Annotated in this window: 27 protein-coding genes; 14 read left to right on the top strand and 13 right to left on the bottom strand. The window is 64.8% G+C overall.

The genetic code is table 11. The annotated features are described in order from the left end of the window. Positions 1 to 20: 20 nt before the first annotated feature. Complete coding sequence (locus tag ADBZ9O_RS22495; RefSeq protein ID WP_526525125.1) at positions 21 to 587, bottom strand: DUF4334 domain-containing protein; 567 nt, start codon at positions 585 to 587, stop codon at positions 21 to 23. Positions 588 to 643: 56 nt separating this feature from the next. Beyond that, positions 644 to 1,756 carry an alanine dehydrogenase gene (ald, locus tag ADBZ9O_RS22490; RefSeq protein WP_526525124.1) on the bottom strand — a complete coding sequence of 371 codons (1,113 nt, stop codon included), beginning with the start codon at positions 1,754 to 1,756 and terminating at the stop codon, positions 644 to 646. A gap of 95 nt (positions 1,757 to 1,851) precedes the next feature. On the opposite strand from ald, the gene aldR reads away from it, so the two are divergent. Continuing rightward, complete coding sequence (gene aldR, locus ADBZ9O_RS22485; RefSeq protein WP_526525123.1) at positions 1,852 to 2,367, top strand: HTH-type transcriptional regulator AldR; 516 nt, start codon at positions 1,852 to 1,854, stop codon at positions 2,365 to 2,367. A 4-nt stretch (positions 2,368 to 2,371) separates the two neighbouring features. Here aldR and ADBZ9O_RS22480 read toward each other — a convergent pair whose 3' ends face one another. The 5 genes from ADBZ9O_RS22480 to ADBZ9O_RS22460 form a co-directional block, all read right to left on the bottom strand. Beyond that, positions 2,372 to 2,803 carry a QcrA and Rieske domain-containing protein gene (locus tag ADBZ9O_RS22480; RefSeq protein WP_526525122.1) on the bottom strand — a complete coding sequence of 144 codons (432 nt, stop codon included), beginning with the start codon at positions 2,801 to 2,803 and terminating at the stop codon, positions 2,372 to 2,374. A gap of 16 nt (positions 2,804 to 2,819) precedes the next feature. Continuing rightward, positions 2,820 to 3,392 (bottom strand): DUF6529 family protein, encoded by a 573-nt coding sequence (locus tag ADBZ9O_RS22475; protein WP_526525121.1) that lies wholly within the window; start codon positions 3,390 to 3,392, stop codon positions 2,820 to 2,822. Continuing rightward, positions 3,385 to 3,864: a hypothetical protein gene (locus tag ADBZ9O_RS22470; RefSeq protein ID WP_526525120.1), complete on the bottom strand. Its 480-nt coding sequence runs from the start codon at positions 3,862 to 3,864 to the stop codon at positions 3,385 to 3,387. Before ADBZ9O_RS22470 ends, ADBZ9O_RS22475 begins: the two co-directional genes overlap by 8 nt. Before the next feature lie 70 nt (positions 3,865 to 3,934). Then, positions 3,935 to 4,495 (bottom strand): hypothetical protein, encoded by a 561-nt coding sequence (locus ADBZ9O_RS22465; protein WP_526525119.1) that lies wholly within the window; start codon positions 4,493 to 4,495, stop codon positions 3,935 to 3,937. A 4-nt stretch (positions 4,496 to 4,499) separates the two neighbouring features. Further along, positions 4,500 to 5,024 carry a UCP032817 domain-containing protein gene (locus ADBZ9O_RS22460; RefSeq protein ID WP_526525118.1) on the bottom strand — a complete coding sequence of 175 codons (525 nt, stop codon included), beginning with the start codon at positions 5,022 to 5,024 and terminating at the stop codon, positions 4,500 to 4,502. A gap of 37 nt (positions 5,025 to 5,061) precedes the next feature. Between ADBZ9O_RS22460 and ADBZ9O_RS22455 the strand changes: the two genes are divergently transcribed. The 4 genes from ADBZ9O_RS22455 to ADBZ9O_RS22440 are packed head-to-tail and all read left to right on the top strand — an operon-like array spanning position 5,062 to position 6,979. Then, the gene (locus tag ADBZ9O_RS22455) at positions 5,062 to 5,310 is read left to right on the top strand and encodes a hypothetical protein (protein ID WP_526525117.1); all 249 of its coding nucleotides are present in this window, start codon (positions 5,062 to 5,064) and stop codon (positions 5,308 to 5,310) included. 30 nt (positions 5,311 to 5,340) lie between these two features. After that, complete coding sequence (dapB, locus tag ADBZ9O_RS22450; RefSeq protein WP_526525116.1) at positions 5,341 to 6,078, top strand: 4-hydroxy-tetrahydrodipicolinate reductase; 738 nt, start codon at positions 5,341 to 5,343, stop codon at positions 6,076 to 6,078. Beyond that, positions 6,075 to 6,527 carry a hypothetical protein gene (locus ADBZ9O_RS22445; protein ID WP_526525115.1) on the top strand — a complete coding sequence of 151 codons (453 nt, stop codon included), beginning with the start codon at positions 6,075 to 6,077 and terminating at the stop codon, positions 6,525 to 6,527. Before dapB ends, ADBZ9O_RS22445 begins: the two co-directional genes overlap by 4 nt. Beyond that, positions 6,524 to 6,979: a flavodoxin family protein gene (locus ADBZ9O_RS22440; RefSeq protein ID WP_526525114.1), complete on the top strand. Its 456-nt coding sequence runs from the start codon at positions 6,524 to 6,526 to the stop codon at positions 6,977 to 6,979. Before ADBZ9O_RS22445 ends, ADBZ9O_RS22440 begins: the two co-directional genes overlap by 4 nt. Here the strand turns inward: ADBZ9O_RS22440 and ADBZ9O_RS22435 are convergent. Continuing rightward, positions 6,976 to 7,434, bottom strand: coding sequence for a hypothetical protein (locus ADBZ9O_RS22435; protein ID WP_526525113.1), 459 nt, complete (start codon positions 7,432 to 7,434; stop codon positions 6,976 to 6,978). The genes ADBZ9O_RS22440 and ADBZ9O_RS22435 overlap by 4 nt on opposite strands. 50 nt (positions 7,435 to 7,484) lie before the next feature. On the opposite strand from ADBZ9O_RS22435, the gene ADBZ9O_RS22430 reads away from it, so the two are divergent. Next, entirely contained in the window at positions 7,485 to 7,949 is a 465-nt protein-coding gene (locus ADBZ9O_RS22430) for a hypothetical protein (RefSeq protein WP_526525112.1), read from the top strand. Here ADBZ9O_RS22430 and ADBZ9O_RS22425 read toward each other — a convergent pair. Further along, positions 7,946 to 8,863: an HpcH/HpaI aldolase/citrate lyase family protein gene (locus ADBZ9O_RS22425; RefSeq protein WP_526525111.1), complete on the bottom strand. Its 918-nt coding sequence runs from the start codon at positions 8,861 to 8,863 to the stop codon at positions 7,946 to 7,948. The two genes, ADBZ9O_RS22430 and ADBZ9O_RS22425, sit on opposite strands and share 4 nt — an antisense overlap. Before the next feature lie 12 nt (positions 8,864 to 8,875). Continuing rightward, entirely contained in the window at positions 8,876 to 9,613 is a 738-nt protein-coding gene (locus ADBZ9O_RS22420) for a dienelactone hydrolase family protein (RefSeq protein ID WP_526525110.1), read from the bottom strand. 54 nt (positions 9,614 to 9,667) lie between these two features. On the opposite strand from ADBZ9O_RS22420, the gene ADBZ9O_RS22415 reads away from it, so the two are divergent. The 3 genes from ADBZ9O_RS22415 to ADBZ9O_RS22405 are packed head-to-tail and all read left to right on the top strand — an operon-like array spanning position 9,668 to position 12,146. Then, positions 9,668 to 10,468 (top strand): thymidylate synthase, encoded by an 801-nt coding sequence (locus tag ADBZ9O_RS22415; protein WP_526533386.1) that lies wholly within the window; start codon positions 9,668 to 9,670, stop codon positions 10,466 to 10,468. Further along, on the top strand, positions 10,465 to 10,944 hold the full coding sequence (locus tag ADBZ9O_RS22410) for a dihydrofolate reductase (RefSeq protein WP_526525109.1): 480 nt from the start codon (positions 10,465 to 10,467) through the stop codon (positions 10,942 to 10,944). The genes ADBZ9O_RS22415 and ADBZ9O_RS22410 overlap by 4 nt, the downstream gene beginning before the upstream one ends. Further along, positions 10,941 to 12,146 (top strand): winged helix-turn-helix domain-containing protein, encoded by a 1,206-nt coding sequence (locus ADBZ9O_RS22405; RefSeq protein ID WP_526525108.1) that lies wholly within the window; start codon positions 10,941 to 10,943, stop codon positions 12,144 to 12,146. The genes ADBZ9O_RS22410 and ADBZ9O_RS22405 overlap by 4 nt, the downstream gene beginning before the upstream one ends. A 9-nt stretch (positions 12,147 to 12,155) precedes the next feature. Here ADBZ9O_RS22405 and ADBZ9O_RS22400 read toward each other — a convergent pair whose 3' ends face one another. Next, the gene (locus ADBZ9O_RS22400; protein WP_526525107.1) at positions 12,156 to 13,559 is read right to left on the bottom strand and encodes an amino acid permease; all 1,404 of its coding nucleotides are present in this window, start codon (positions 13,557 to 13,559) and stop codon (positions 12,156 to 12,158) included. Continuing rightward, complete coding sequence (locus ADBZ9O_RS22395; RefSeq protein ID WP_526525106.1) at positions 13,556 to 14,470, bottom strand: proline iminopeptidase-family hydrolase; 915 nt, start codon at positions 14,468 to 14,470, stop codon at positions 13,556 to 13,558. The genes ADBZ9O_RS22400 and ADBZ9O_RS22395 overlap by 4 nt, the downstream gene beginning before the upstream one ends. An 86-nt stretch (positions 14,471 to 14,556) precedes the next feature. Here ADBZ9O_RS22395 and ADBZ9O_RS22390 point away from each other — a divergent pair, with 86 nt between their 5' ends. From ADBZ9O_RS22390 to ADBZ9O_RS22375, 4 genes are all read left to right on the top strand, one after another. After that, positions 14,557 to 15,348 carry a FadR/GntR family transcriptional regulator gene (locus ADBZ9O_RS22390; RefSeq protein WP_526525105.1) on the top strand — a complete coding sequence of 264 codons (792 nt, stop codon included), beginning with the start codon at positions 14,557 to 14,559 and terminating at the stop codon, positions 15,346 to 15,348. 21 nt (positions 15,349 to 15,369) lie between these two features. Next, positions 15,370 to 16,122, top strand: a complete 753-nt coding sequence (gene thyX, locus ADBZ9O_RS22385; RefSeq protein WP_526525104.1) for an FAD-dependent thymidylate synthase — start codon at positions 15,370 to 15,372, stop codon at positions 16,120 to 16,122. A gap of 121 nt (positions 16,123 to 16,243) precedes the next feature. Then, positions 16,244 to 17,146, top strand: a complete 903-nt coding sequence (gene dapA, locus ADBZ9O_RS22380; RefSeq protein WP_526525103.1) for a 4-hydroxy-tetrahydrodipicolinate synthase — start codon at positions 16,244 to 16,246, stop codon at positions 17,144 to 17,146. Continuing rightward, complete coding sequence (locus ADBZ9O_RS22375) at positions 17,143 to 18,822, top strand: ribonuclease J (RefSeq protein WP_526525102.1); 1,680 nt, start codon at positions 17,143 to 17,145, stop codon at positions 18,820 to 18,822. The genes dapA and ADBZ9O_RS22375 overlap by 4 nt, the downstream gene beginning before the upstream one ends. Positions 18,823 to 18,830: 8 nt before the next feature. Here the strand turns inward: ADBZ9O_RS22375 and ADBZ9O_RS22370 are convergent, their stop codons facing one another. After that, positions 18,831 to 20,021, bottom strand: a complete 1,191-nt coding sequence (locus ADBZ9O_RS22370) for a cytochrome P450 (RefSeq protein ID WP_526525101.1) — start codon at positions 20,019 to 20,021, stop codon at positions 18,831 to 18,833. Between the two features lie 107 nt (positions 20,022 to 20,128). Between ADBZ9O_RS22370 and ADBZ9O_RS22365 the strand changes: the two genes are divergently transcribed. Next, a complete protein-coding gene (locus ADBZ9O_RS22365; RefSeq protein ID WP_526525100.1) occupies positions 20,129 to 20,755 on the top strand; it encodes a TetR/AcrR family transcriptional regulator in 627 nt (208 codons plus the stop codon).

Genomic DNA, 20,755 nt, shown 5'->3' with positions numbered 1-20,755 from the left:
CCGTGGCTGACCGGTCGGGACTAGACCACCCGCACCGAGTCATCGCGGGTCAGGACGAAGAAGTAGGGCCTTGACGAGCCGCGTAGATCCATCGCACCGATCACGGTGTCGTCGTCCAGTCGGCGGAAGACATCGTTGACCGGTAGCTGGTCGTAGATCATGGTTGCGGTGTCCACTCCGCGGTAGCGGGTGGTGCGCAGCCGCGCCTTGGGACGCCGGGTCCCCAGCAGAGGCCGAAGTGCGGCGATCGGACGCTCGAAGGACCAGTCCTTGATCACGGGGATTTTGGCCGCCACACCGAGACCGCCGAAGGCCAGCGCGGGATTGAGCGCCCACAGTGCGGTGGTGTCGCTGGTGGGAAACAGCAGCGGGTGCACGGTCTCTGCGTCGATGAACTGCTTACCCCACCAGCCGCTGGCCGCCAGGAGACCGTCCAACCGATGCGCGGTCGGCAGTTCAGCACCGTGCCACACGCCGATCATGGACTCCGCTTCGACGGCGGGAGCGGCGTCGAATACGGCCAGTGCGCCGGCGGTCGTGGTGGGCGCGTCCGGAAGAACGTCACTCAGTTTCACACGTCTCACCATACTTGACACGTGTCAAGTATGGTGAGACGTACCGGGCGCTGGCGTATCAGGGCAGGTCAGAGGATCGATGCCGGATCGGTGAACGGCATCGCGAGGTCGGCGGCCACCTGCTCCGACAGCAGCGCGCCCTCGTGGGTGGACAGGCCCTTGGCCAGTGCCGGGTCGGCCTGGCATGCCGCGCGCCAGCCCTTATCGGCCAGCCTGAGGACGTAGGGCATGGTGGCATTGGTGAGCGCGAAGGTCGACGTGCGTGGCACCGCGCCAGGCATATTCGCCACGCAGTAGAACACGGTGTCATGCACGGCGAAGGTCGGATCGTCGTGGGTGGTGGGACGGGAATCCTCGAAGCAGCCGCCCTGATCGATGGCGATGTCGACCAGCACCGCGCCCGACTTCATTTGCGCCACAGTCGCGTTGGTGACCAGCTTGGGGGCCTTGGCGCCGGGTACGAGCACAGCGCCGATCACCAGGTCGGCCTGTTTGACGGCATCCTCCAGCTCCAGTGTCGACGAGTAGCGGGTCTCGATGCTGCCGCCGTACTCGGCGTCGATCTTGCGCAGGGTGTTGACGTTCAGGTCGAAGACCGTGACGTGCGCGCCCATGCCCTTGGCGACGGCGGCGGCGTTGTCGCCGGCCATCCCGCCGCCGATGACGACGACCTTCGCGGGTGCAACACCGGGGACGCCACCCATGAGGACGCCGCGTCCGCCGTGGGTGCGCATCAGGTGGTACGCGCCGACCTGAGATGCAAGCCGGCCTGCGACCTCACTCATTGGGGCGAGCAGAGGAAGCGCGCCGTCCGCGGTCTGGACGGTTTCATACGCGATCGATGTGGTGCCCGAGGCAAGCAAGGCGTCCGTGCAGGGCTGCGACGCAGCCAGGTGCAAATAGGTGAACAGAGTCTGGCCAGTGCGCATGCGCGAATACTCTTCGGCGATAGGCTCTTTGACCTTCAGTAACAGGTCTGCGGTGGACCAGACTTCGTCGGCGGTGTTGACGATCTCGGCACCGGCGGCTTTGTAGTCACGATCGGAGATGGCGGAGCCATCTCCTGCACCGGCCTGGATGACCACATCGTGACCGCGACGGGTCAGTTCCGCGACGCCGGCCGGGGTGATGGCCACCCGAAACTCGTTGTTCTTGATCTCGGTCGGGACGCCGACACGCATGATCGCTCCTAGATATTGGGTGTAAGTTGCATAAAGTGTGAAGAAGTTTCGGTGCAGCCGCAATATGTTTGACGATAATTCGCTAAGATTGCGATATGAGCGAAGAATCAACGGGATTGATGGCGAGTATCCCGGCTGCGTCGAAGGATGTTCGGGCGGCGGAGCTCGATGACGCCGATCGCCGGATTCTGACGATCCTGCACAGTGACGCCCGTATCTCCAATAGCGCCCTGGCCGATATGGTTGGGATCGCGGCATCGACCTGCCACGGCAGGCTGCGCCGCCTGCAGGACCTCGGGGTGATCCGAGGTTTTTACGCCGATATCGACCCCGCGGCGATCGGGCTGTCAATGCAGGCGATGATCTCGGTGAGGCTGCAGTCCAACGCCCGTGGCAAGATCCGCAGTTTCATTGCCCAGATCCGGCGCAAGCCACAGGTGATGGATGTCTACTTCCTGGCAGGTGGCGACGATTTCATCCTGCATGTGGCCGCGCGTGACACCGAAGATCTGCGGGCCTTCGTCGTGGAGAACTTGAATGCCGACGCCGATATCGCCGGCACGCAGACATCGTTGATCTTCGAGCATCTGCGGGGCGCGTCACCGTTGTGAGCGGTCACCCCAGTACTATCGAATCGCCCTGTACTGAAATACTTTTGGACTCAAGCGGGCGCGACGCCGGACCCTTCGCGACGGTGCCGTCCAGGTTGAACTTGCTGCCGTGGCACGGGCAGTCGATGGTGCCGTCGGCGATTTTGGCGACGGTGCAGCCTGCGTGGGTGCATACCGCGGAGAACCCCATGAAGACGCCTGCCGATGGTTGGGTCACGACGACGTCGCCGACGATCACCCCCGAACCGACGGGCACCTCGGCCGTTCTGGCGACGGCGGGGGCCGGTCCGTCCGTTGTCGGAGCAGATGCCGGCGCGGACGCCCCAGCGGGCTTTTTCCCGTAGGTCGTGCACGCGCTCAGGGCGACGGCAGTGAGCCCGACTCCGGCGTGGGCGATGATGGTCTTGCGCGAGATCAGAAGTTCTTCGTTGCTCATGAGGTGAACTCTTTCCCTAGAACGTGATTCCGCTGGTCTGGAAGAACCACAGCGCGGAGGTCAGCCAGACGTAGACCAGGCCGAAGAACAGCAAGCCACCCGCAACCGGGATTGCCCAGCTGGGTAGCCCTTTTCGGGTCAGCAGCAGCATCTTGGTGACAAACACCCCGTAGAACAGGCAACCGAACAGAGAATGGAACAACACGCGACTGTCGGAGGATCCGAAGCCGAGCGCGTAGAGGCAGTGCACCGCGACCGGGATGCTCACGAGCACCGCGAGCCGCCCTGACCAGACATGCGCGGGGCCGATCCACGCCGGCGCCCGGCCGCCAGGAATCAGCCGATACATGGCGAAGGCGGAGACGAGTTGGAACACCGCCAAGGCCACGGAGACGGTGGCCAACCACGTCTTGACCGCGGTCCCGGAGGAGAATCCGGCGATATTGATGGCAAAGAACTGCGGGTCGTGCATCTTGCCGAACACCCCGAGCGCCACGGCTACCAGTGCGCCGATCACCACGGTGAGCAACACCGCCGCCCCCGCCGATGAATTCGATTGGCTACGAAACAAAACCGTGGGCTCAGACATCGTCGTATCCCGTCACCACGGGAGCCGTGAAAGCCCACTGGGTGTCGCCGACAGAGACGTTCCCGACCACGGTACCGCTCTGATTCCTGCCGGTGAGGCGGCTCTTGCCGTCTGCGCTCATCGCCGACACCGAGCCGTCGACCGCACTGCCCGCCAGCCATTCCTCGATGCCGTGGTTATCGCAGACGTAGGCCGTGGCCTTGGCGCCGTCGATCGTGATATCGACGGTGAGAGTGCCCTTCTTGGTGGGAATATCGCTGTGATACTTGGCTTTTGCCGGAAATGGCGTCAGGCGTGGCGCGACCGCGGTGGTGGGCGGGGGCTTGGGTGTGGAAACAGCCACCACCGCGGCAGGGGCCGGTGGCGTCGCCGGATCCTGCTCCTTGGCGACGTTGATCGAGAACAGTGTGATTCCCAGCGCGGCGGCTGCACCAAGGGTGAGCACCGGGCCTTTGATTGCCGATTTCTTCATGTCTCCAGCTTCGGATTTCAGGCATCCTGCTGCTTGGAGACTGCGTGGAGATTGTGGGGAGATTGGGCGGCTAGGGGCCGCTTGTCAGCAGCGCGTCGTGAGCGAGGACCGCGGCGCGATCGGCGTTGGCCAACAACTGTCGCTGTTGCCTGGGCCACCAGAACAGCTCAAGCAGGAGCAGGAGCACGTAGAGGCTTGACGCAATTCCGTTGCCAGCCGTGCCGAACACGTTGTCCCACAAGGCCACACCCACACCGACGGTCAGTACCAACCACACCAGCCAACGGAACGGGACGGCCTTCTCAGCGCTGGCGTGCAGTCCGCGGCTGTACTCGATGACTGGTTGTGCCAGCCGCGACTCATCGAGGGCTTCACCGCGCCTGGCGGTCTGGGCGACCGCGACGCGGTCCTCGCTGCTCAACCGCACGGCTTCCGGCCAGAACCTGGACATCCGGCGAGCCATCCAGAATCCGTAGCAGGGCACCAGGATGACCACGACGATGATCGCCGCGAACCATACCCCGGAATCTATCCAGGCCAATGCAGCCAGGGGAAGGGCGAAGCCGAGGCCCATGGTCACCGCCCGGTCGAGGAAGCCGAATCGCCATACGAACGCAGGCACCGTGACCATAGGCTCACCGAACCCGAATGCGAGGTTGGCCTTGACTGCCGGCCCGGACGGCGGCTTCGATTGCCGCGACCCGCTCAGCATCGACACCCCACGGATGTTCTACGCCCACCTGGGAGTCGAGATCCCAGAGGGCACAACGTTCGCCGGGCTGCGCGACCAACGACCAGGCGACGACGGTGCGGCCCAACTGCGCGTCGGCAGAGTCACCGGCATGGTCGGCAGGCTCGCCTCCGTCCGGGTGATGGTGCAGAAACTGCCCATAGGCCGCCTGGCAGAACTCGGAATACCTTGCAGTACAGAGGATTAAGCCGTGCCATGCTTCGTCGACTGCGCGCGATGGCATCCCGATCACTTGGCGGTCACGTAGCGCAGGCGCGCAGCATCGAAGCCACTGTCGCAACCCCGTCTCGATAAGCGCGCGCGGTTGCCACGGACACGTCTTGAACACGGCCGCAGGAAGTTCGAGGTCCGCCACCGCGGCAGACACCTCATCAAACCCGTCCCGGCCCCGGCGCCACACGGTGTTCACTCTATGCCGCGATCACAAAGCGGCGTATCCTTGCGCCATGAGTGGGGGCTCTGGTTTTGCCGTAGTCGGCATCGTGATCGCGATCATTTTGGTGGCCATCGTGGTGGCTGCGTGGTGGGCCAATCGAACCGACAGGCGTGCTGAGAAGCGCGCCGAGGAGCGCCGCAAGTTGTGGGCGGCCGGGACGGCGGGCGCAGTCGGACTCGGCGGCAGTGACGGCGGTGGCGGCTGCAGTGGGTCCAGCTGCGGTGGCGGAGGCTGTGGCGGTGGGTGCGGGGGCGGCTGAGGCCGCGAACCACCCGACTAAGCTGCACCAATGCGAGTTGCAGTACTTGGTGCCAAAGGCAAGGTCGGTCAGACCATGGTCGCGGCGGTGCAGGCCGCCGACGATCTCACCCTGTCCGCGCAGGTCGACGCGGGCGACGACCTGGGTCAGCTCACCGAATCCAAGACCGAGGTCGTCATCGATTTCACCCACCCGTCGGTGGTGATGGACAACCTGAAGTTCTTGATCGACAACGGTATTCACGCTGTGGTCGGCACCACGGGCTTCACCGACGAGCGGCTGGCCCAGGTGCGGGCGTGGCTGGCCGACAAGCCGGATGTTGCCGTGCTGATCGCCCCGAATTTCGCCATCGGTGCGGTGTTGTCCATGCAGTTCGCCAAACAGGCCGCCAGGTTTTTCGAATCGGTGGAAATCATCGAACTGCACCATCCGCAGAAGGCCGATGCCCCGTCGGGTACTGCGGCACGAACGGCGCGACTCATCGCCGAGGCGCGAAAAGATCTGCCGCCCAACCCCGATGCCACCAGTACCGGTATCGAGGGGGCGCGCGGCGCCGACGTCGACGGGATTCCGGTGCACTCGGTGCGCCTGGCCGGGCTCGTTGCCCACCAGGAGGTGCTGTTCGGCACCGAGGGGGAGACGTTGACCATCCGACACGACAGCCTGGACCGGACGTCATTTGTGCCTGGGGTCTTGCTCGGGGTGCGTCGGGTGGCCGAACGGCCTGGACTGACGGTAGGCATCGAGCCGCTTCTCGATTTGCAATGAAGGCAATCCGGGTTCAACTGCTGATCGGCCTGATGTGTGCGGCGATGATCGGCTATTTCATCCTGTTGGGCCGGGCGGCGATGATCATGATCACCTCGGGGGAGGGCGCCGCGATCGGACTGGGCGTGGCGGTGCTGATCCTGCCGTTCATCGGGCTGTGGGCGATGGTGGCGACGTTGCGGGCGGGTTTCGCCCATCAACGGCTGGCCCGCCTGGCCGCCGACGAGGGGATGGAACTCGATGTCAGCGCCCTGCCGCGGCGCGCGTCGGGCCGGATCCAGCGGGATGCCGCCGATGCGCTGTTCGACACGGTGCGCACCGAACTCGACAACGATCCCGATAACTGGGTGCGCTGGTACCGCCTGGCGCGGGCCTACGACTATGCCGGCGACCGCAGTCGGGCGCGCGAGACCATGCGCAAGGCGGTTGCGCTGCAGGAGGGTCGATGAGCCGGCTGCTGATCGTGCATCACACCCCGTCGCCTGCCACGCAGGAGATGTTCGAGGCGGTGCTCGCCGGCGCCACCGCCCCCGATATCGAAGGCGTTGAGGTGGTGCGGCGCCCCGCGCTCACGGTCTCTCCCGCGGAGATGCTCGAAGCGGACGGCTACCTGCTCGGCACCCCCGCGAATCTCGGGTACATGAGCGGCGCCCTCAAGCATGCGTTCGATGTCTGCTATTACCCGTGCCTGGACGCGACGCGTGGCAGGCCGTTCGGTCTCTATCTGCACGGCAACGAGGGCACCGAAGGCGCGCAGCGCGGTGTCACGACGATCACCACCGGATTGGGTTGGGCCAAAGCCGCTGCCTACGTGGTGGTGTCGGGAAAGCCCAGTAAAAGTGACCTCGAATCGTGCTGGGAACTGGGCGCCACGGTCGCCGCACAACTGATGACGGGCTAGCCGACCCGATCTTCCACCGCCACCGCCACCGGCCAATTCCCTTGTTGCACAGGCGCAGAGACCGTACAGGCCAGGCCCCCGCTGGGGTGGCAGATGGTCAGCCAGGTGCCGTCGTCGTCGAGATTGCTGGTGATGTAGACACTCTGCGCAGGAGTGAGCAGGTCGCCGATCACGTACATCACGCTGGGTTCCGCATCCGCGGAAGTACTTTTCACGTAACCCGTTTCGCCTGGCAGTACCGAGTCGCTCTGGCTGGCGATATTGGCGGAGCGCTCCACCCCGCCGAACATCAACTCGGCAGAAGAGTTGTTGACCAGGTACACGACCTGCCCGGTGAGGTTGGGGTTCGGCGGCGGTGGCGAGGCGTGTGCAACCCCGGCCGCGCCTACGCCGCTCGCCGACAAGAACCCGGCGACAGCCAACGCCGCCCGGGCGCAGTTGTTCAGGAGCGCCATCGTCGACACGCTACGGTCTAGGGTCGACGGCAACAAGTAGGGGAGGGATCATGCCCGGTATCGCCGAGATCGCGCTTGGCGCGGCGCCACTGGCTGGTGGGGCACTGCTGGGGCTGGTCGCGGGAAATCTGCGCGGTCCCGACGTCCGCGGCCTGATCAAGCAGGATATGGACCTGCTCGAGCGCATTCCGGTGGAAGATACCGAGCGTCGCGCCGAACTGCAGCGGGTGATCGATATCCGGATCGACGATATCGTCGCCGCCGTCGACAAGAACCGGACGATGCTCGAGGTCGCGCAGTCCTACCGCGGCAACTGGCGCGACATCGTCGTCTTCATCTGCGCCATCCTGTTCACCATCGTCTGGTGGAACGTCAGCCACAGCAGGTCCAACTGGGAACTGATGTTCATCGCGATGATCCTGCTGTCGATCGTCGCGGGCATCTACGCGGGGCGCGGTGTCTTCCGGGCGATCCGAACGTTGATCAAGGGCGAAGAGTCCGAAGAAAAAAGTTAGTAGTGGTAGGTGTCCGACGGGGCCGGCACATGTACCGGGTCGACCTCGAACGTCGACGTTTCGATACCGTAGGCCCGCGCCAGATCGAGAATCTTGTTGGCTCGTGCGATGCGGGGCAGATCTGATCCGTTGCGAATCTCACCGCCGTCACGTTCAAACTCGACGAAAAATTCTCTGGCCCAGGTGATTTCGTCCTGGGATGGGGAAAGCCCCTCATTGACGGCGGGGCACTGATCCGGCGTCAGGCAGATCTTGCCGGTCATCCCGAATTCGACGGAGACCGCGCTGGCCTCGATGAGCTTGAGTGCGCTGGAACCGATGGTGGGTCCGTCGATCGCGCTCGGCAGATGCGCTGCCTTGGCGGCGATGGTGAACCGTGACCGGGCGTAGGCCAGGGTGGCCGGGTTATCCCCGAAACCGGTGTCGCGGCGGAAGTCACCGATCCCGAAGGCCAGCCGGAAGGTGCCCTTGGCCGCAGCGATCTCGGTGATGCGCTCCAGGCCGCGTGCGGTCTCGACCAATGCCACGATCGGCACTCCCGGCAACCGTTTGGCCGTCTCAGTCACGTGGTCGACCGATTCGGCCATCGCCAGCATCACCCCGTCGACAGAGGTGCCGGCCAACGCGTCGAGGTCATCAGCCCACCACTGGGTGCCGAAACCGTTGATACGCACCCACTCGCTGTTTCCGGCGGCGAGCCACTGTGTCACGTTGTTGCGGGCAGCGACCTTGTCCTTCGGGGCAACCGCATCTTCGATATCGAGGACGACGATATCGGCGCGGGAGTGCACCGCAGGCGCGAAACGATCCGCCTGGGCTCCGTTGACCAGCAGCCAGCTGCGGGCGAGGACCGGATCGATGCGTGATCCACTCTCAGAGTGGTCGGGTTCGGCGGCGCTGGCCTGGTCATACATGCGCCTATGTTCTCAGGTGAGGTGCGTTCCGAAGAAATCCCTCATCGCATCCCAGTGCCGCCGGGCCGCTGCTTCGTCATACGGGCCGTTATCGGGAACCGCGAAACCATGGGCGGCCGGATAAATTTCGATGGTGTGCTCGACGCCGGCCGCGGTGAGTGCTTTATCGAAGACGTCGGCATGTTCTGGGGTGAAGGATTGATCGTTCTCGGCGCCGCCGACGTACACCGCAGCCTGGATCGCGTCGGCGCGCAGATGCGGGCTGCTGTCGTCATCAGTGACCAGGCCACCGCCATGGAACGACATGGCCGCTGCGACCCGCTCGGGAACGCGGCCGGCCAGCACCATCGAGGTGCGCCCGCCCATGCAGTAGCCGGTGGTGCCGAACGCGGTGCCGCTCACCTCGGGCCGGGACTGTAGATAGTCGAAGAACGCCTTCCCGTCGCTGGCCATGGCGTCCGTCGTGACACCGGCGATCATCGAGAACAGGCGCTTGCGTTCACCCTCGTCGGTGAAGACCGTCTCCATGTCGAACGGGGTCCATTCGCCGCTGCGGTAATAGACGTCAGGCACCAGCACGGCATAGCCGTAACCGGCCAGCTCGGCTGCCATTGCGGCGAAGGTGTCCCGCACACCGCCGGCGTCGGGGTACATCACCACACCGGGCCACGGCCCGTCGCCATCGGGCGTGCTTACGGTGACAGGGCAGGTGCCGTCGGGCGTGGTCACGGTGTCGGCAATAGTCGGCATGGCATCCGTTCTACTCCTCGGCTGTGCACGTAAGCTGGCCGCGTGCCGATCGCTGTGCCAATTCCGACGCCGTATGAGGATCTGCTGCGACTGGTGCTCGACACTGGTACGCCCAAATCCGATCGGACCGGTACTGGGACCCGCAGCCTGTTCGGCCATCAGCTGCGCTATGACCTGGCAGCCGGATTCCCGTTGATCACCACCAAGAAAGTGCACCTCAAATCGGTGGTCTATGAGTTGCTGTGGTTTCTGCGCGGCGACTCCAACGTCCGCTGGCTCCAAGAGCACGGTGTCACCATCTGGGACGAATGGGCCAGCGCGACAGGCGATCTGGGACCGGTATATGGCGTGCAGTGGCGGTCCTGGCCGACACCGTCGGGCGAACACATCGATCAGATCAGTGCTGCCCTCGAGCTGCTGACCTCCGACCCGGACTCCCGCCGCAACATCGTCTCGGCCTGGAACGTCGGTGAGATTCCGCAGATGGCCTTGCCGCCGTGTCATGCGTTCTTCCAGTTCTATGTGGCCGACGGCCGGTTGAGCTGCCAGCTGTATCAGCGCAGCGCGGATCTGTTCCTCGGGGTGCCGTTCAACATCGCCAGCTACGCACTGCTGACGCACATGATGGCCGCCCAGGCCGGGTTGGCGGTCGGGGAGTTCGTCTGGACCGGCGGGGACTGTCACATCTACGACAACCACGTCGACCAGGTTCGCCTTCAGCTCAGCCGTGAACCCAGGCCCTATCCGGAACTTGCTCTGGCCCAACGTGGTTCGATCTTCGATTACACTTTCGACGATATCGAGATCAAGAATTACGATCCGCACCCCGGCATCAAAGCCCCGGTTGCGATATGACGCTAGGCCTGATCTGGGCCCAGTCCACCTCGGGGATCATCGGCCGCGATAACGGAATTCCCTGGCGCCTGCCTGAGGACATGGCGCGATTCAAGGACATCACCATGGGACACACGGTGATCATGGGCCGCCTGACCTGGGAATCTCTACCGGCGAAATTCCGTCCGCTGCCGGGCCGCAGAAATGTCGTAGTCACCCGGCAAGCTGACTACATGGCTGACGGTGCAGAAGTGGTTTCCTCGCTGGAGGATGCTCCGCTGGATGACGCATGGGTGATCGGCGGCTCACAGATTTACGGGCTGGCGCTGCCGCTTGCCACCCGATGTGAGGTCACCGAGGTCGATATCGACCTGCGTAGGGAGGACGACGACGCGCTGGCGCCGGTTCTCGACGAGGCGTGGGCGGGCGCGGAAGGTGACTGGCAGGACAGCACCTCAGGGCTGCGCTACCGGTTCTACACCTACACACGGTCGTGAAGCTCACTGCCGACCAGGCCCGCCGCGTCGCGGTCGCCGCCCAAGGATTCGCCGAGGCCAAACCGCAGGGTGTGGTGAACCGCTCGCATCTGCGCCGGCTGATCTCGCGTATTCAGGTGTTGCAGCTGGACTCGGTATCGGTGGCGGTGCGGGCGCATTACGCGCCGGTGTTCAGCCGGCTGGGGCCCTATGACCGTGACGTCCTGGAGCGCGCGGCGTGGAGTCACAGCGCGAAAGCGCCGCGCCTGCTCGTCGAGTACTGGGCCCATGAGGCCGCGCTGATGGCCGTCGAGGACTGGCCGCTGCTGCGGTGGCGGATGCGCGAATACCAGGGCGGCCGGTGGGGCACCGAGATCGTCAAGAAGAATCCCCGGCTGCTCGATGATGTAGTGGCCGCGGTGACCGAGTTGGGGCCCAGCACCGCCGGCCAGATCGAGGCGCATCTGGCCACTGAACAGCGGGGCCGCAAGGGTCCCTGGTGGGATCGCAGCGATACCAAATGGGTGGCCGAGGCGTTGTTCGCGGCCGGGGTGCTGACCACCTCCACCCGCGTCGGCTTCGCGCGGCACTATGACCTGACCGAGCGGGTACTGCCGCCTGAGGTGCTCTCACGTGAGGTCGATGACGACGAGGCGGTCCGCGAGCTCACGCTGCGGGCGGCGACTGCGCTGGGCGTGGCCACCGAGGCGGATATCAGGGACTATTTCCGGCTGGCGGCCGGGCAGGCCAAACCCGCCATCGCCAAACTGGTCGCCGACGGCGAGCTTGAGCCCGTCGACGTCGAAAACTGGACTGCACCAGGCTATCTGCGCGCCGGACAGACCGTACCGCGCACCGGCCGCGGCACCGCGCTGCTGTGCCCGTTTGACCCGCTGGTCTTTTTCCGGCCTCGGGTTGAGCGGCTGTGGAATTTTCACTACCGCATCGAGATCTACGTCCCAGCGCCCAAACGGCAGTACGGCTATTACGTGTGGCCGTTCCTGCTCGATGGCGAGCTGGTGGGACGCGTCGACCTCAAGGCAGAACGCAGCCAGGACGCGCTGCACGCAGTAGGCGCGTTCGCTGAACCAGGGCAGGCCACGTCGCGAGTGGCACAGGCCATGGCGGTCGAGCTGCGGAGTATGGCGTCGTGGCTGGGCTTATCCGAGGTGATCGTGGGGGAGCGCGGCGATTTGGTCAGGGAGCTACGCCGAGCGCTGTGACCCCACCGCTCACGCGTCGGTGGGTTCCTCGCTCAGTGCCGGGACACCGCGGCCGCGAATGATGTTGACGCCGAAGACGATCGCCCCGAGAACCAGCCACACCAGTCCGCCGATCTTCGCCGCCGGATCGGCGTTGAACAGCACGTAACCGATGATCAGGAAGCCCAACGTCGGGACGACTCCATGCAGCAGGTAGTTCTTGGACTTCTTACGCCCCAGGTAGTACCAGATCACCGAGACGTGCAGCAGGCAGAAGCCGAACAGTGCACCGAAGTTGACCAGCGATGAGATCAGTCCGATCTGGCCGACGAAGAACAGCACCAGCACGATGCTCAACGCGCTTACGGTCAGCAGTGCCGCTTGCGGGACCTTCCTGGCGCTGACCTTCGACAGGAAGGCGGGTAGCTGACGGTCGCGGCTCATAGAGAAGAGCAACCGGCTGGTGGCAGCCTGGGCGGCCATCGCGTTGGCGAAGCCCACTGCCATCACGTTGACGGCGAAGAACGCGTTCATCCATCCGGTGTTGGACGCCGCCTGCACGAGGGTGAAGAACGCGTTACCCACCTCGTCATCGCTGAACGATTCGCGGCCTCCGGCGAGCAGGCTGGCCAACCAGGTCTGCGTGACGAACAGGAATGCCACCACGAACAGTGCGATGATCATCGCCCGGCCGGCCGGATTACGCTTACCGGTGGATTCCTCGGCGAGGGTAGAGATCCCGTCGAATCCCAGGAAACTCAGAACGGCGATCGACAGGGCCGAAGCGATCAGCGGGGCGCTGACGAGTTCGGGATTCCAGATCGGCGTCGTGCTCCAGCCGACGTTCGGCAGGCTGGCACCACTGATGGCCCGGACTGCGATGACCACGAAGATCACCACGAAGACCAGTTCGATCGCCAAGAAGACGCGGTTCGCGATCTTCAACGTTCCGACGCCGAGCAGGTTGATGATGGTGTTGACGATGACGAAGACGACCGCCCACAACCACCGGGGTGTGCCAGGGAAGAGACCGATCATGGATTCGGCAGCGAACACGTAGAGCAGAGTCGGCACCAACAGGTAATCCAGCAGAATGGCCCAGCCCGCGAAAAATCCTGCGGCAGGATGGATTCCGCGACCTACGTAGGAGAAGACCGAACCGGCCAGCGGAAACGACTTGGCCATCTGTGAATACGCCAGGGCGGTGAAAACCATGGCTATCAGGCCGATGACGTATACCAGCGGCACCATGCCCGACGCGCTGTTGTAGACCGTGCCGAAAATCGCCCACGGGGCGATCGGCACCATGAACACCAGCCCGTAGACCAGCAGGTCGAATGTCGAGATGGACCGGTTGAGTTCCTGCGCATAGCCGAAGGATTCGAGGGTCGGCTGGCCTTTGCCGGTGGTGGGTGTCGGCGTCGAAGAGGTCATGACGGTGTCCTGTCGAAATCGTGGGTACCGAGGAATTGCGCTATCACCGAACGGAATTCCGTTGGCTGCTCGAGGTGGCTGCAGTGGCTGGCGCCGGGGAAGACGTGACTGCGAACGTCGGGGATGTGTTCGGCGTAGGGCGCCCAGGTCGCCGGCGTGGCTTCGTCGAACTCGCCGGCGACGACCAGCGTCGGTGCGGTGATCTGCGGCAGTCGATCGACGATGCTCCAGCTCTTCAGTGTGCCCAGCACGTGGAACTCGTTGGGGCCGTTCATCGTGTGGTAGACGGTCGGCTCGGCCTCCATTTGTGCCTCGCTGTCGATGAAGTCCTGTGGCACCGGCTCGATCCGGCACACGTGCCTGCGGTAGAACTCGCTGGTGGCCGCCAGGTATTCGGGGTCGGTGACGGTGCCGTCGGCCTCATGGCGGTCGAGGGCTGCCTGGGTCCCGGTCGGGAGCTGCGCCCGCAGTTCGGCCGCGGCGGCCATCCACAGCGTCATCGAGGCCGGGGAGTTGCAGATCGACAGCGACGCCAAACCGGTGGGCTGGCGAACGGCAATCTCGGCGCCGAGCATGCCGCCCCAGGACTGGCCAAGCAGGTGATAGTCGTCGATACCGAGGGCGGCGCGGACGGTGTGGAACTCGTCGACGAACAGTTCCGGCGTCCAGAAGTCGATGGGGGCGTCGGGAAGATGGGTGCTGTTCCCGCAGCCGATCTGGTCGTAGTGCACGACCGTTCGTCCTGTTTCGTCGGCCAGGGCGGCGATATTGCGCACGTAGTTGTGTGCCATGCCGGGGCCGCCGTGCAGCACCATCAGCGGCAGCGCTCCCACCTGCGGAGAAGCCGGGGTGGTGAGCTGGACCCAGGTGTGGTGCCCGCGGAACGGCACGAGGCGGGTGTCTTGTGGCATCGCAACAGCATGGATCGCTAAAGGTCTCTTGGCAAGACCATTTCAGACGAATTAACATGACGGTGACGACGGAGGGATTCCGCCCTATGGCGCACACAGGTTCGGTGGCCGGCTCACTGGCCGGCGCTCACCGGGCACCGGGTCTACTTGGGCAGCAACTCGATTCGTCGACCCGGGTGGACGAGATCACCGACCGCCTGATCACTGCGATCGCGATTGGCGAATACCTGCCCGGTGCGCGGCTGCCGGTGGAACGCGATCTCGCGACGTCCCTGCGGGTCGGCCGGATGACGGTGCGGGCCGCGTTGGCCCGCCTGGTAGACCGCGGTCTGCTCGAAACCCGACGGGGTCGCGGCGGTGGTTCGTACGTCGTCGACCAATGGCCGGCCTCGTCCACCGAGGCCGTCGGGCGCACATTGCGGACCCGCCTTGGCGAGCTCCACGACCGCTGCGACGCGATCTGCCGGTTGCAGGGCGTGGTGTCCCGCGCGGCAGCCGAGTCGCGGACGGAAGCCGACATCGCGATGCTCGGGCAGAGGCTTGAGGACTACCGGACGGCTGAGAGCGGACTTGCTGCTCAGCAGGCGGACAGCCGGCTGCACCTCGCCATCATGGATACCGCCCACAACGACGTGCTCAAACAGGTATTGCTCGACCTCAAAGCGTCGGTCTCCATTGGTTCGCCCGCGCACCCGTGGGGCGAGCCGTCAACCATGCGCACCATGGAGTTACGCGCCCTGCATGACCATGAACACCTCGTCGCGGCCATCGCCGACGGCCGGGGCGACGACGCCGACGCGTTGGCGCGCACTCACGGTGCCATCGACTTCGAGCTGATCACCACCGCGATGCGGCGCGCTGGCCTACTGACCGATTGAGCGTTGCGGTTAGGGTGAGCCGTGGCCGAGACGGCGCCGCTGCGCGTGCAACTGATTGCCAAGACCGAGTTCCTGGCACCACCCGATGTTCCGTGGAGCACCGACGCCGAGGGCGGGGCGGCGCTGGTCGAGTTCGCCGGGCGGGCGTGTTATCAGAGCTGGTCCAAACCCAATCCACGGACAGCCACCAACGCCGGGTACATCCAGCACATCATTGACGTGGGGCATTTCTCTGTCCTGGAACACGCGTCGGTGTCGTTCTATATCACCGGGATCTCCCGCTCCTGCACCCACGAGCTGATTCGGCATCGACACTTCTCCTACTCGCAGCTGTCGCAACGCTATGTGCCTGCTGACGACGCCGAGGTGGTGCTGCCGCCCGGTTTGGAGGACGACCCCGAGTTACAGGAACTGTTCCTGGCCGCCGCAGACGCCAGCCGCGCCGCATATGTCGAGCTGCTGACTCGCCTGGAAGCCAAACTCGCGGACATTCCCAATGCGACCCTGCGCCGCAAGCAGGCGCGGCAGGCTGCCCGCGCGGTGTTGCCGAACGCCACCGAGACCCGCATCGTCGTCACCGGTAATTATCGGGCCTGGCGGCACTTCATCGCGATGCGGGCCAGTGAGCACGCCGATGTCGAGATCCGCCGGCTCGCCATCGCCTGCCTGCGGAAGCTCACCGAAGTGGCGCCCACCGTTTTCGCCGATTTCGAGATCAGCGTGATGGCGGACGGTAGCGAGGTGGCGACCAGTCCTTTGGCGACCGAAGCCTGAGCCGACGAAGGAGGCGAAGGCTTGCGGGCGCTGACTGCACAGAGACACAAGCCTGAGCCGAGGGCATGTGCCAGAGCGACCGAGGCTTAACCGGTTGGACTTACACGGTAATCTGGGGGCCGTGAGTACCAGCGGATTCGATGCCCCAGCACGTCTGGGCACCGTGTTGACGGCCATGGTGACGCCGTTTCACCCGGACGGCTCGCTGGATACGGCCACCGCCAAGAAGGTGGCCACCCATCTCATCGACGCTGGTTGCGACGGGCTGGTGGTGTCCGGGACCACCGGCGAGTCCCCGACCACCACTGATGACGAGAAGCGCGAACTGCTACGCGTGGTCCTCGAGGCCGTTGGCGATCGGGCCCGCATCATCGCCGGTGCGGGCACCTACGACACCGCCCACAGCATCCACCTGGCCAAGACCGCTGCCGCCGAAGGCGCACACGGTCTGCTGGTGGTCACCCCGTATTACTCGCGGCCATCCCAGGTCGGTTTGCACGCCCACTTCACGGCTGTCGCCGATGCGACCGACCTACCGGTGGTGCTCTACGACATTCCGCCCCGCTCGGTGGTGCCCATCGAGTTCGACACGATCCGCAAGCTGGCCGAACATTCCAATATCGTCGGCATCAAAGACGCCAAGGGCGACCTGCACGGTGGCGGCCAGATCATCGCCGAGACCGGAATGGTCTATTACTCAGGCGACGATGCCCTGAACCTGCCGTGGCTGGCGATGGGCGCAGTCGGATTCATCAGTGTGTGGGGGCATCTGGCCGCCGGATCGCTGCGAGACATGTTGTCGGCGTTCAACTCCGGTGACGTGGCGACCGCGCGAAAGATCAACGCCGGACTCGGCCCGCTGAACGACGCCCAGAACCGACTCGGCGGGGTGACGTTGGCCAAGGCCGGCCTGCGGTTGTTGGGCATCGAGGTCGGCGATCCCCGGTTGCCCCAGGTGCCGGCGACCGAAGCGCAGGCCCACGAGCTGGCCGCCGACCTGCGGGCTGCCGCGGTGCTGCGATGAGCGTCGAACTCGCACCTCCCGGGCCACTGGCCGCCGGCGGCATTCGCATCACCGCGCTGGGCGGTATCGGCGAAATCGGTCGCAACATGACCACTTTCGAGCATCTGGGTCGGTTGCTGATCGTTGACTGCGGAGTGTTGTTCCCTGGGCACGACGAACCCGGTGTCGACCTCATCCTGCCGGATCTGCGTCATATCGAGGGTCGGCTCGACGATATCGAGGCGCTGGTCCTGACCCACGCTCACGAGGATCACATCGGGGCGATCCCGCATCTACTCAAGCTGCGCCCGGACATCCCGGTGGTGGGCACCAAGTTCACCCTGGCTCTTGTCGCCGCCAAGTGTCGCGAACACCGCATCAAACCGGTCTTTACCGAGATTGCCGAAGGCCAGAGCAGTAACCACGGCGTCTTCGACTGTGAGTATTTCGCGGTCAATCACTCGATACCGGATGCTGTGGCGATCGCCGTCTACGCAGGCGGCGCCACCATTCTGCACACCGGTGACATCAAGCTCGATCAGCTGCCGCTCGACGGCCGCCCCACCGATCTGCCCGGCATGTCCCGCCTCGGCGACGCCGGTGTCGACCTGTTCATGTGCGATTCCACCAACGCCGAGATTCCCGGGGTGGGACCGTCCGAAAGCGAGATCGGGCCCAACCTCCACCGGCTGATCAGATCGGCCGAAGGCCGCGTCATCGTGGCCTGCTTCGCATCGAATGTCGCTCGTGTGCAACAGATCATCGATGCGTCTGTGGCGCTGGGCCGCAAGGTGTCCTTCGTGGGCCGGTCGATGGTGCGGAATATGGGTATCGCGCGCGAACTGGGTTTCCTCAATGTCGATGATGACAATGTCATCGATATCAATGCTGCCGAGATGATGCCCGCCGACCGGATTGTGCTGATCACCACCGGCACCCAGGGTGAGCCGATGGCAGCGCTGTCGCGGATGTCGCGCGGGGAGCATCGCAGCATCACCCTGACAGACGGCGACCTGATCATCCTGTCGTCATCGCAGATTCCCGGCAACGAGGAAGCGATCTTCGGCGTTATCGACTCACTCGCCAAGATCGGAGTGCGCGTGGTCACCAATCAGCAGGTCCGGATCCACGTGTCGGGCCATGCCTACGCCGGTGAGTTGCTGTTCCTCTACAACGGCGTGCGGCCACGCAATGTGATGCCCGTGCACGGAACGTGGCGGCACCTGCGCGCGAACGCGGCGCTGGCGGTCAGTTCCGGTGTGCCTGCTGAGAATATCGTGCTGGCTGAAAACGGTGTGAGCGTCGACTTGGTCGGCGGTAAGGCGAGTATCGCCGGGGCGGTGCCGGTCGGAAAGATGTTCGTCGACGGACTGGTCACGGGCGATGTCGGTGACGCCACGCTCGGTGAGCGCTTGGTGCTGTCGGCGGGATTCATCGCGATCACGGTGGTGGTGCGGCGCGGTACCGGCAAGTTGGCCGCTCCGCCGCAATTGCATTCGCGCGGCTTCTCCGAGGATCCCAAGGCGCTGGAACCGGCAACGGCGAAGGTGCAAGCCGATCTGGAAAAGCTTGCGGCCGAAGGGGTTACCGATGTCACCCGGATCGCGCAGGCGGCACGACGGGCTGTCGGCAAATGGGTGGGCGAGGCCTACCGGCGTCAGCCGATGATCGTGCCGACCGTCTTAGAAATCGACTAGCGATCGACTCACCAGGTGACCGGCAATGCCGTCACACCGTAAATCTCCTTGTTGTTCTGGAAGACCAGCTGTTCGGCAGGGATGGCCAATTCTAGATCCGGCAGCCGTCGGGCCAGTGTGGACAGAGCCACCTGCATCTCGACGCGAGCCAGGTTCAGTCCCAGACACTGATGCACACCGAAACCGAAGCCCAGGTGACCCTTTGGGCTGCGGTCGGGGTCAAGGTCACCCGGGCGCTCGACGAACGCCGGGTCGTGATTGCCGGCAGGCAGGTTCATCAGTACGGTTTCGCCGGCCCGGATCAGCTGACCGGCGATCGTGAGGTCTTCAAGGGCGACCCGATCGATCAGGCTGTGCACGATCGTCAGGTAACGCATCAGTTCCTCGATGAGGTTCGCGATCGTCGCCGGGTCATTCGCATCGCGCAACCGGGTGAAACTATCCGGATTCTGCAGCAGCGCCAGCGTTCCCAGCGAGATCATGTTCGCGGTCGTCTCGTGCCCGGCGGCCAGCATGATCACGCCGTTCATCGCGGCGGTCTCGCGACTGAGTTCACCGGTGGCGACGTAGTCGGTGATGAGCCGGGTCATCAGGTCGTCACCGGGTTTGCGTTCCTTCCGCGCCACCAGTTCGGTCATATAGGTGAACAGTGCCAAGCTCGACTCGGCTTTCTCCTGGTCAGTGGCGTTGGCGTCGAGACCGGTGGTGCTGGCGCGTTGAAAGAAGTCGTGGTCGGCGTAGGGCACGCCGAGCAGCAGGCAGATCACCAGCGACGGCACCGGCAGGGCGAACGCGCGGACCAAATCCGCGGGCGGGCCGGCGGCGATCATCTGGTCCAGGAAGCTATCTACCAACCCCTGAATCTGCGGGCGCATCGTCTCACCGCGGCGGAAGGTGAAGTCCCTGGTCATCATGCGCCGGAGCCGGTTGTGTTCGGGGTCGTCGAGGCGCGGGAAGATCGACGGCACATTCTGGTCGGCCGTGATCTCGACGCTGTAGGCCATCGTGTCGGCGGACAGGCGCGGATCGACCAGTGCCGCTCGGATATCCGCGTACCGGCTGATCATCCATACTTCCTTGCCCTGCCAGGTCGCCTTCTGCAGCCCGCCGGCGTCCCGCCACTGCGTGAACTCGGCCGGCGGCGCGAGAGGGCACTGCGTGGCGCGCGCGGCAGGTATGACCGGTAGGGGTGGGGTCATCGGCGCTCCTCATGAGGGGGAAATCGGGCTAATCGGCAGTCGACTGCCACTTAGTCCGAGCGTAGATTCCGAGTAACTGACAGTCAACTGTCAGTTATCCTGGGCGGGTGGCGGTCGCGGAGGGTAGGCAACTGCGGACCGACGCTGCCCGCAATGCTGACCGCATCTTGCGTGCCGCGCGTGAGGTGTATGCCGACAGCGGATCCGATGCCCCCGTCGACGTGATCGCCCGCCGGGCCGGGGTAGGGGTGCGCACGCTCTACCGCCGGTTCCCCAGTAAGGCGGATCTGGTGCGGGCCGCGCTGGATCAGAGCATCGCCGAGAGCTTTGCGCCGGCAATCGAACAGGCCGTAGGCAATGAAGACCCGCTCCAGGGCCTTTCTGAATTAATCAGCGCGGCCACGGCATTCGGTGCTCGTGAGCACAACATCTTGGTGGTGGCGCGCCGGGTCGACGCCCTGGCGAATGTCACGGCGGGTCTTGAGGAAGCGCTCACCGACTTGACTGCCCGCGCGCAGCGGGCCGGCTTGGTGCGGGCCGACCTGGTCACCGATGATCTGACCCGGATCATCATGATGCTCAACAGCGTGTTGTGGACGATGGACCCGGACGCCGACGGATGGCAGCGCTATGTCGCGTTGATGATCGATGCCATCTCCACTGCCGAGCGGCGCCCACTCCCGCCAGGTGTACCCCTTCGGTTTGCCCCCGCCACGGACAGTTGGCCCCTATGA

It is taken from the genome of Mycobacterium sp. (assembly GCF_965229105.1).
Lineage (GTDB): Bacteria > Actinomycetota > Actinomycetes > Mycobacteriales > Mycobacteriaceae > Mycobacterium.
This window is presented reverse-complemented; position numbering and strand designations above follow the sequence as displayed.

Excerpts from the sequence above, each read along its gene's own strand:
- ADBZ9O_RS22470 (WP_526525120.1), bottom strand. The coding sequence starts at position 3,864 with ATGAAGAAATCGGCAATCAAAGGCCCGGTGCTCACCCTTGGTGCAGCC.
- ADBZ9O_RS22370 (WP_526525101.1), bottom strand. The coding sequence starts at position 20,021 with ATGACCCCACCCCTACCGGTCATACCTGCCGCGCGCGCCACGCAGTGC.
- ADBZ9O_RS22390 (WP_526525105.1), top strand. The coding sequence starts at position 14,557 with ATGGCGCACACAGGTTCGGTGGCCGGCTCACTGGCCGGCGCTCACCGG.
- ADBZ9O_RS22395 (WP_526525106.1), bottom strand. The coding sequence starts at position 14,470 with ATGCCACAAGACACCCGCCTCGTGCCGTTCCGCGGGCACCACACCTGG.
- ADBZ9O_RS22475 (WP_526525121.1), bottom strand. The coding sequence starts at position 3,392 with ATGTCTGAGCCCACGGTTTTGTTTCGTAGCCAATCGAATTCATCGGCG.
- ADBZ9O_RS22375 (WP_526525102.1), top strand. The coding sequence starts at position 17,143 with ATGAGCGTCGAACTCGCACCTCCCGGGCCACTGGCCGCCGGCGGCATT.
- ADBZ9O_RS22465 (WP_526525119.1), bottom strand. The coding sequence starts at position 4,495 with ATGGTCACGGTGCCTGCGTTCGTATGGCGATTCGGCTTCCTCGACCGG.
- ADBZ9O_RS22425 (WP_526525111.1), bottom strand. The coding sequence starts at position 8,863 with ATGTATGACCAGGCCAGCGCCGCCGAACCCGACCACTCTGAGAGTGGA.
- ADBZ9O_RS22455 (WP_526525117.1), top strand. The coding sequence starts at position 5,062 with ATGAGTGGGGGCTCTGGTTTTGCCGTAGTCGGCATCGTGATCGCGATC.
- ADBZ9O_RS22440 (WP_526525114.1), top strand. The coding sequence starts at position 6,524 with ATGAGCCGGCTGCTGATCGTGCATCACACCCCGTCGCCTGCCACGCAG.
- ADBZ9O_RS22435 (WP_526525113.1), bottom strand. The coding sequence starts at position 7,434 with ATGGCGCTCCTGAACAACTGCGCCCGGGCGGCGTTGGCTGTCGCCGGG.
- ADBZ9O_RS22445 (WP_526525115.1), top strand. The coding sequence starts at position 6,075 with ATGAAGGCAATCCGGGTTCAACTGCTGATCGGCCTGATGTGTGCGGCG.
- ADBZ9O_RS22480 (WP_526525122.1), bottom strand. The coding sequence starts at position 2,803 with ATGAGCAACGAAGAACTTCTGATCTCGCGCAAGACCATCATCGCCCAC.
- ald (WP_526525124.1), bottom strand. The coding sequence starts at position 1,756 with ATGCGTGTCGGCGTCCCGACCGAGATCAAGAACAACGAGTTTCGGGTG.
- ADBZ9O_RS22410 (WP_526525109.1), top strand. The coding sequence starts at position 10,465 with ATGACGCTAGGCCTGATCTGGGCCCAGTCCACCTCGGGGATCATCGGC.
- dapB (WP_526525116.1), top strand. The coding sequence starts at position 5,341 with ATGCGAGTTGCAGTACTTGGTGCCAAAGGCAAGGTCGGTCAGACCATG.
- ADBZ9O_RS22400 (WP_526525107.1), bottom strand. The coding sequence starts at position 13,559 with ATGACCTCTTCGACGCCGACACCCACCACCGGCAAAGGCCAGCCGACC.
- aldR (WP_526525123.1), top strand. The coding sequence starts at position 1,852 with ATGAGCGAAGAATCAACGGGATTGATGGCGAGTATCCCGGCTGCGTCG.
- ADBZ9O_RS22495 (WP_526525125.1), bottom strand. The coding sequence starts at position 587 with ATGGTGAGACGTGTGAAACTGAGTGACGTTCTTCCGGACGCGCCCACC.
- ADBZ9O_RS22420 (WP_526525110.1), bottom strand. The coding sequence starts at position 9,613 with ATGCCGACTATTGCCGACACCGTGACCACGCCCGACGGCACCTGCCCT.
- ADBZ9O_RS22430 (WP_526525112.1), top strand. The coding sequence starts at position 7,485 with ATGCCCGGTATCGCCGAGATCGCGCTTGGCGCGGCGCCACTGGCTGGT.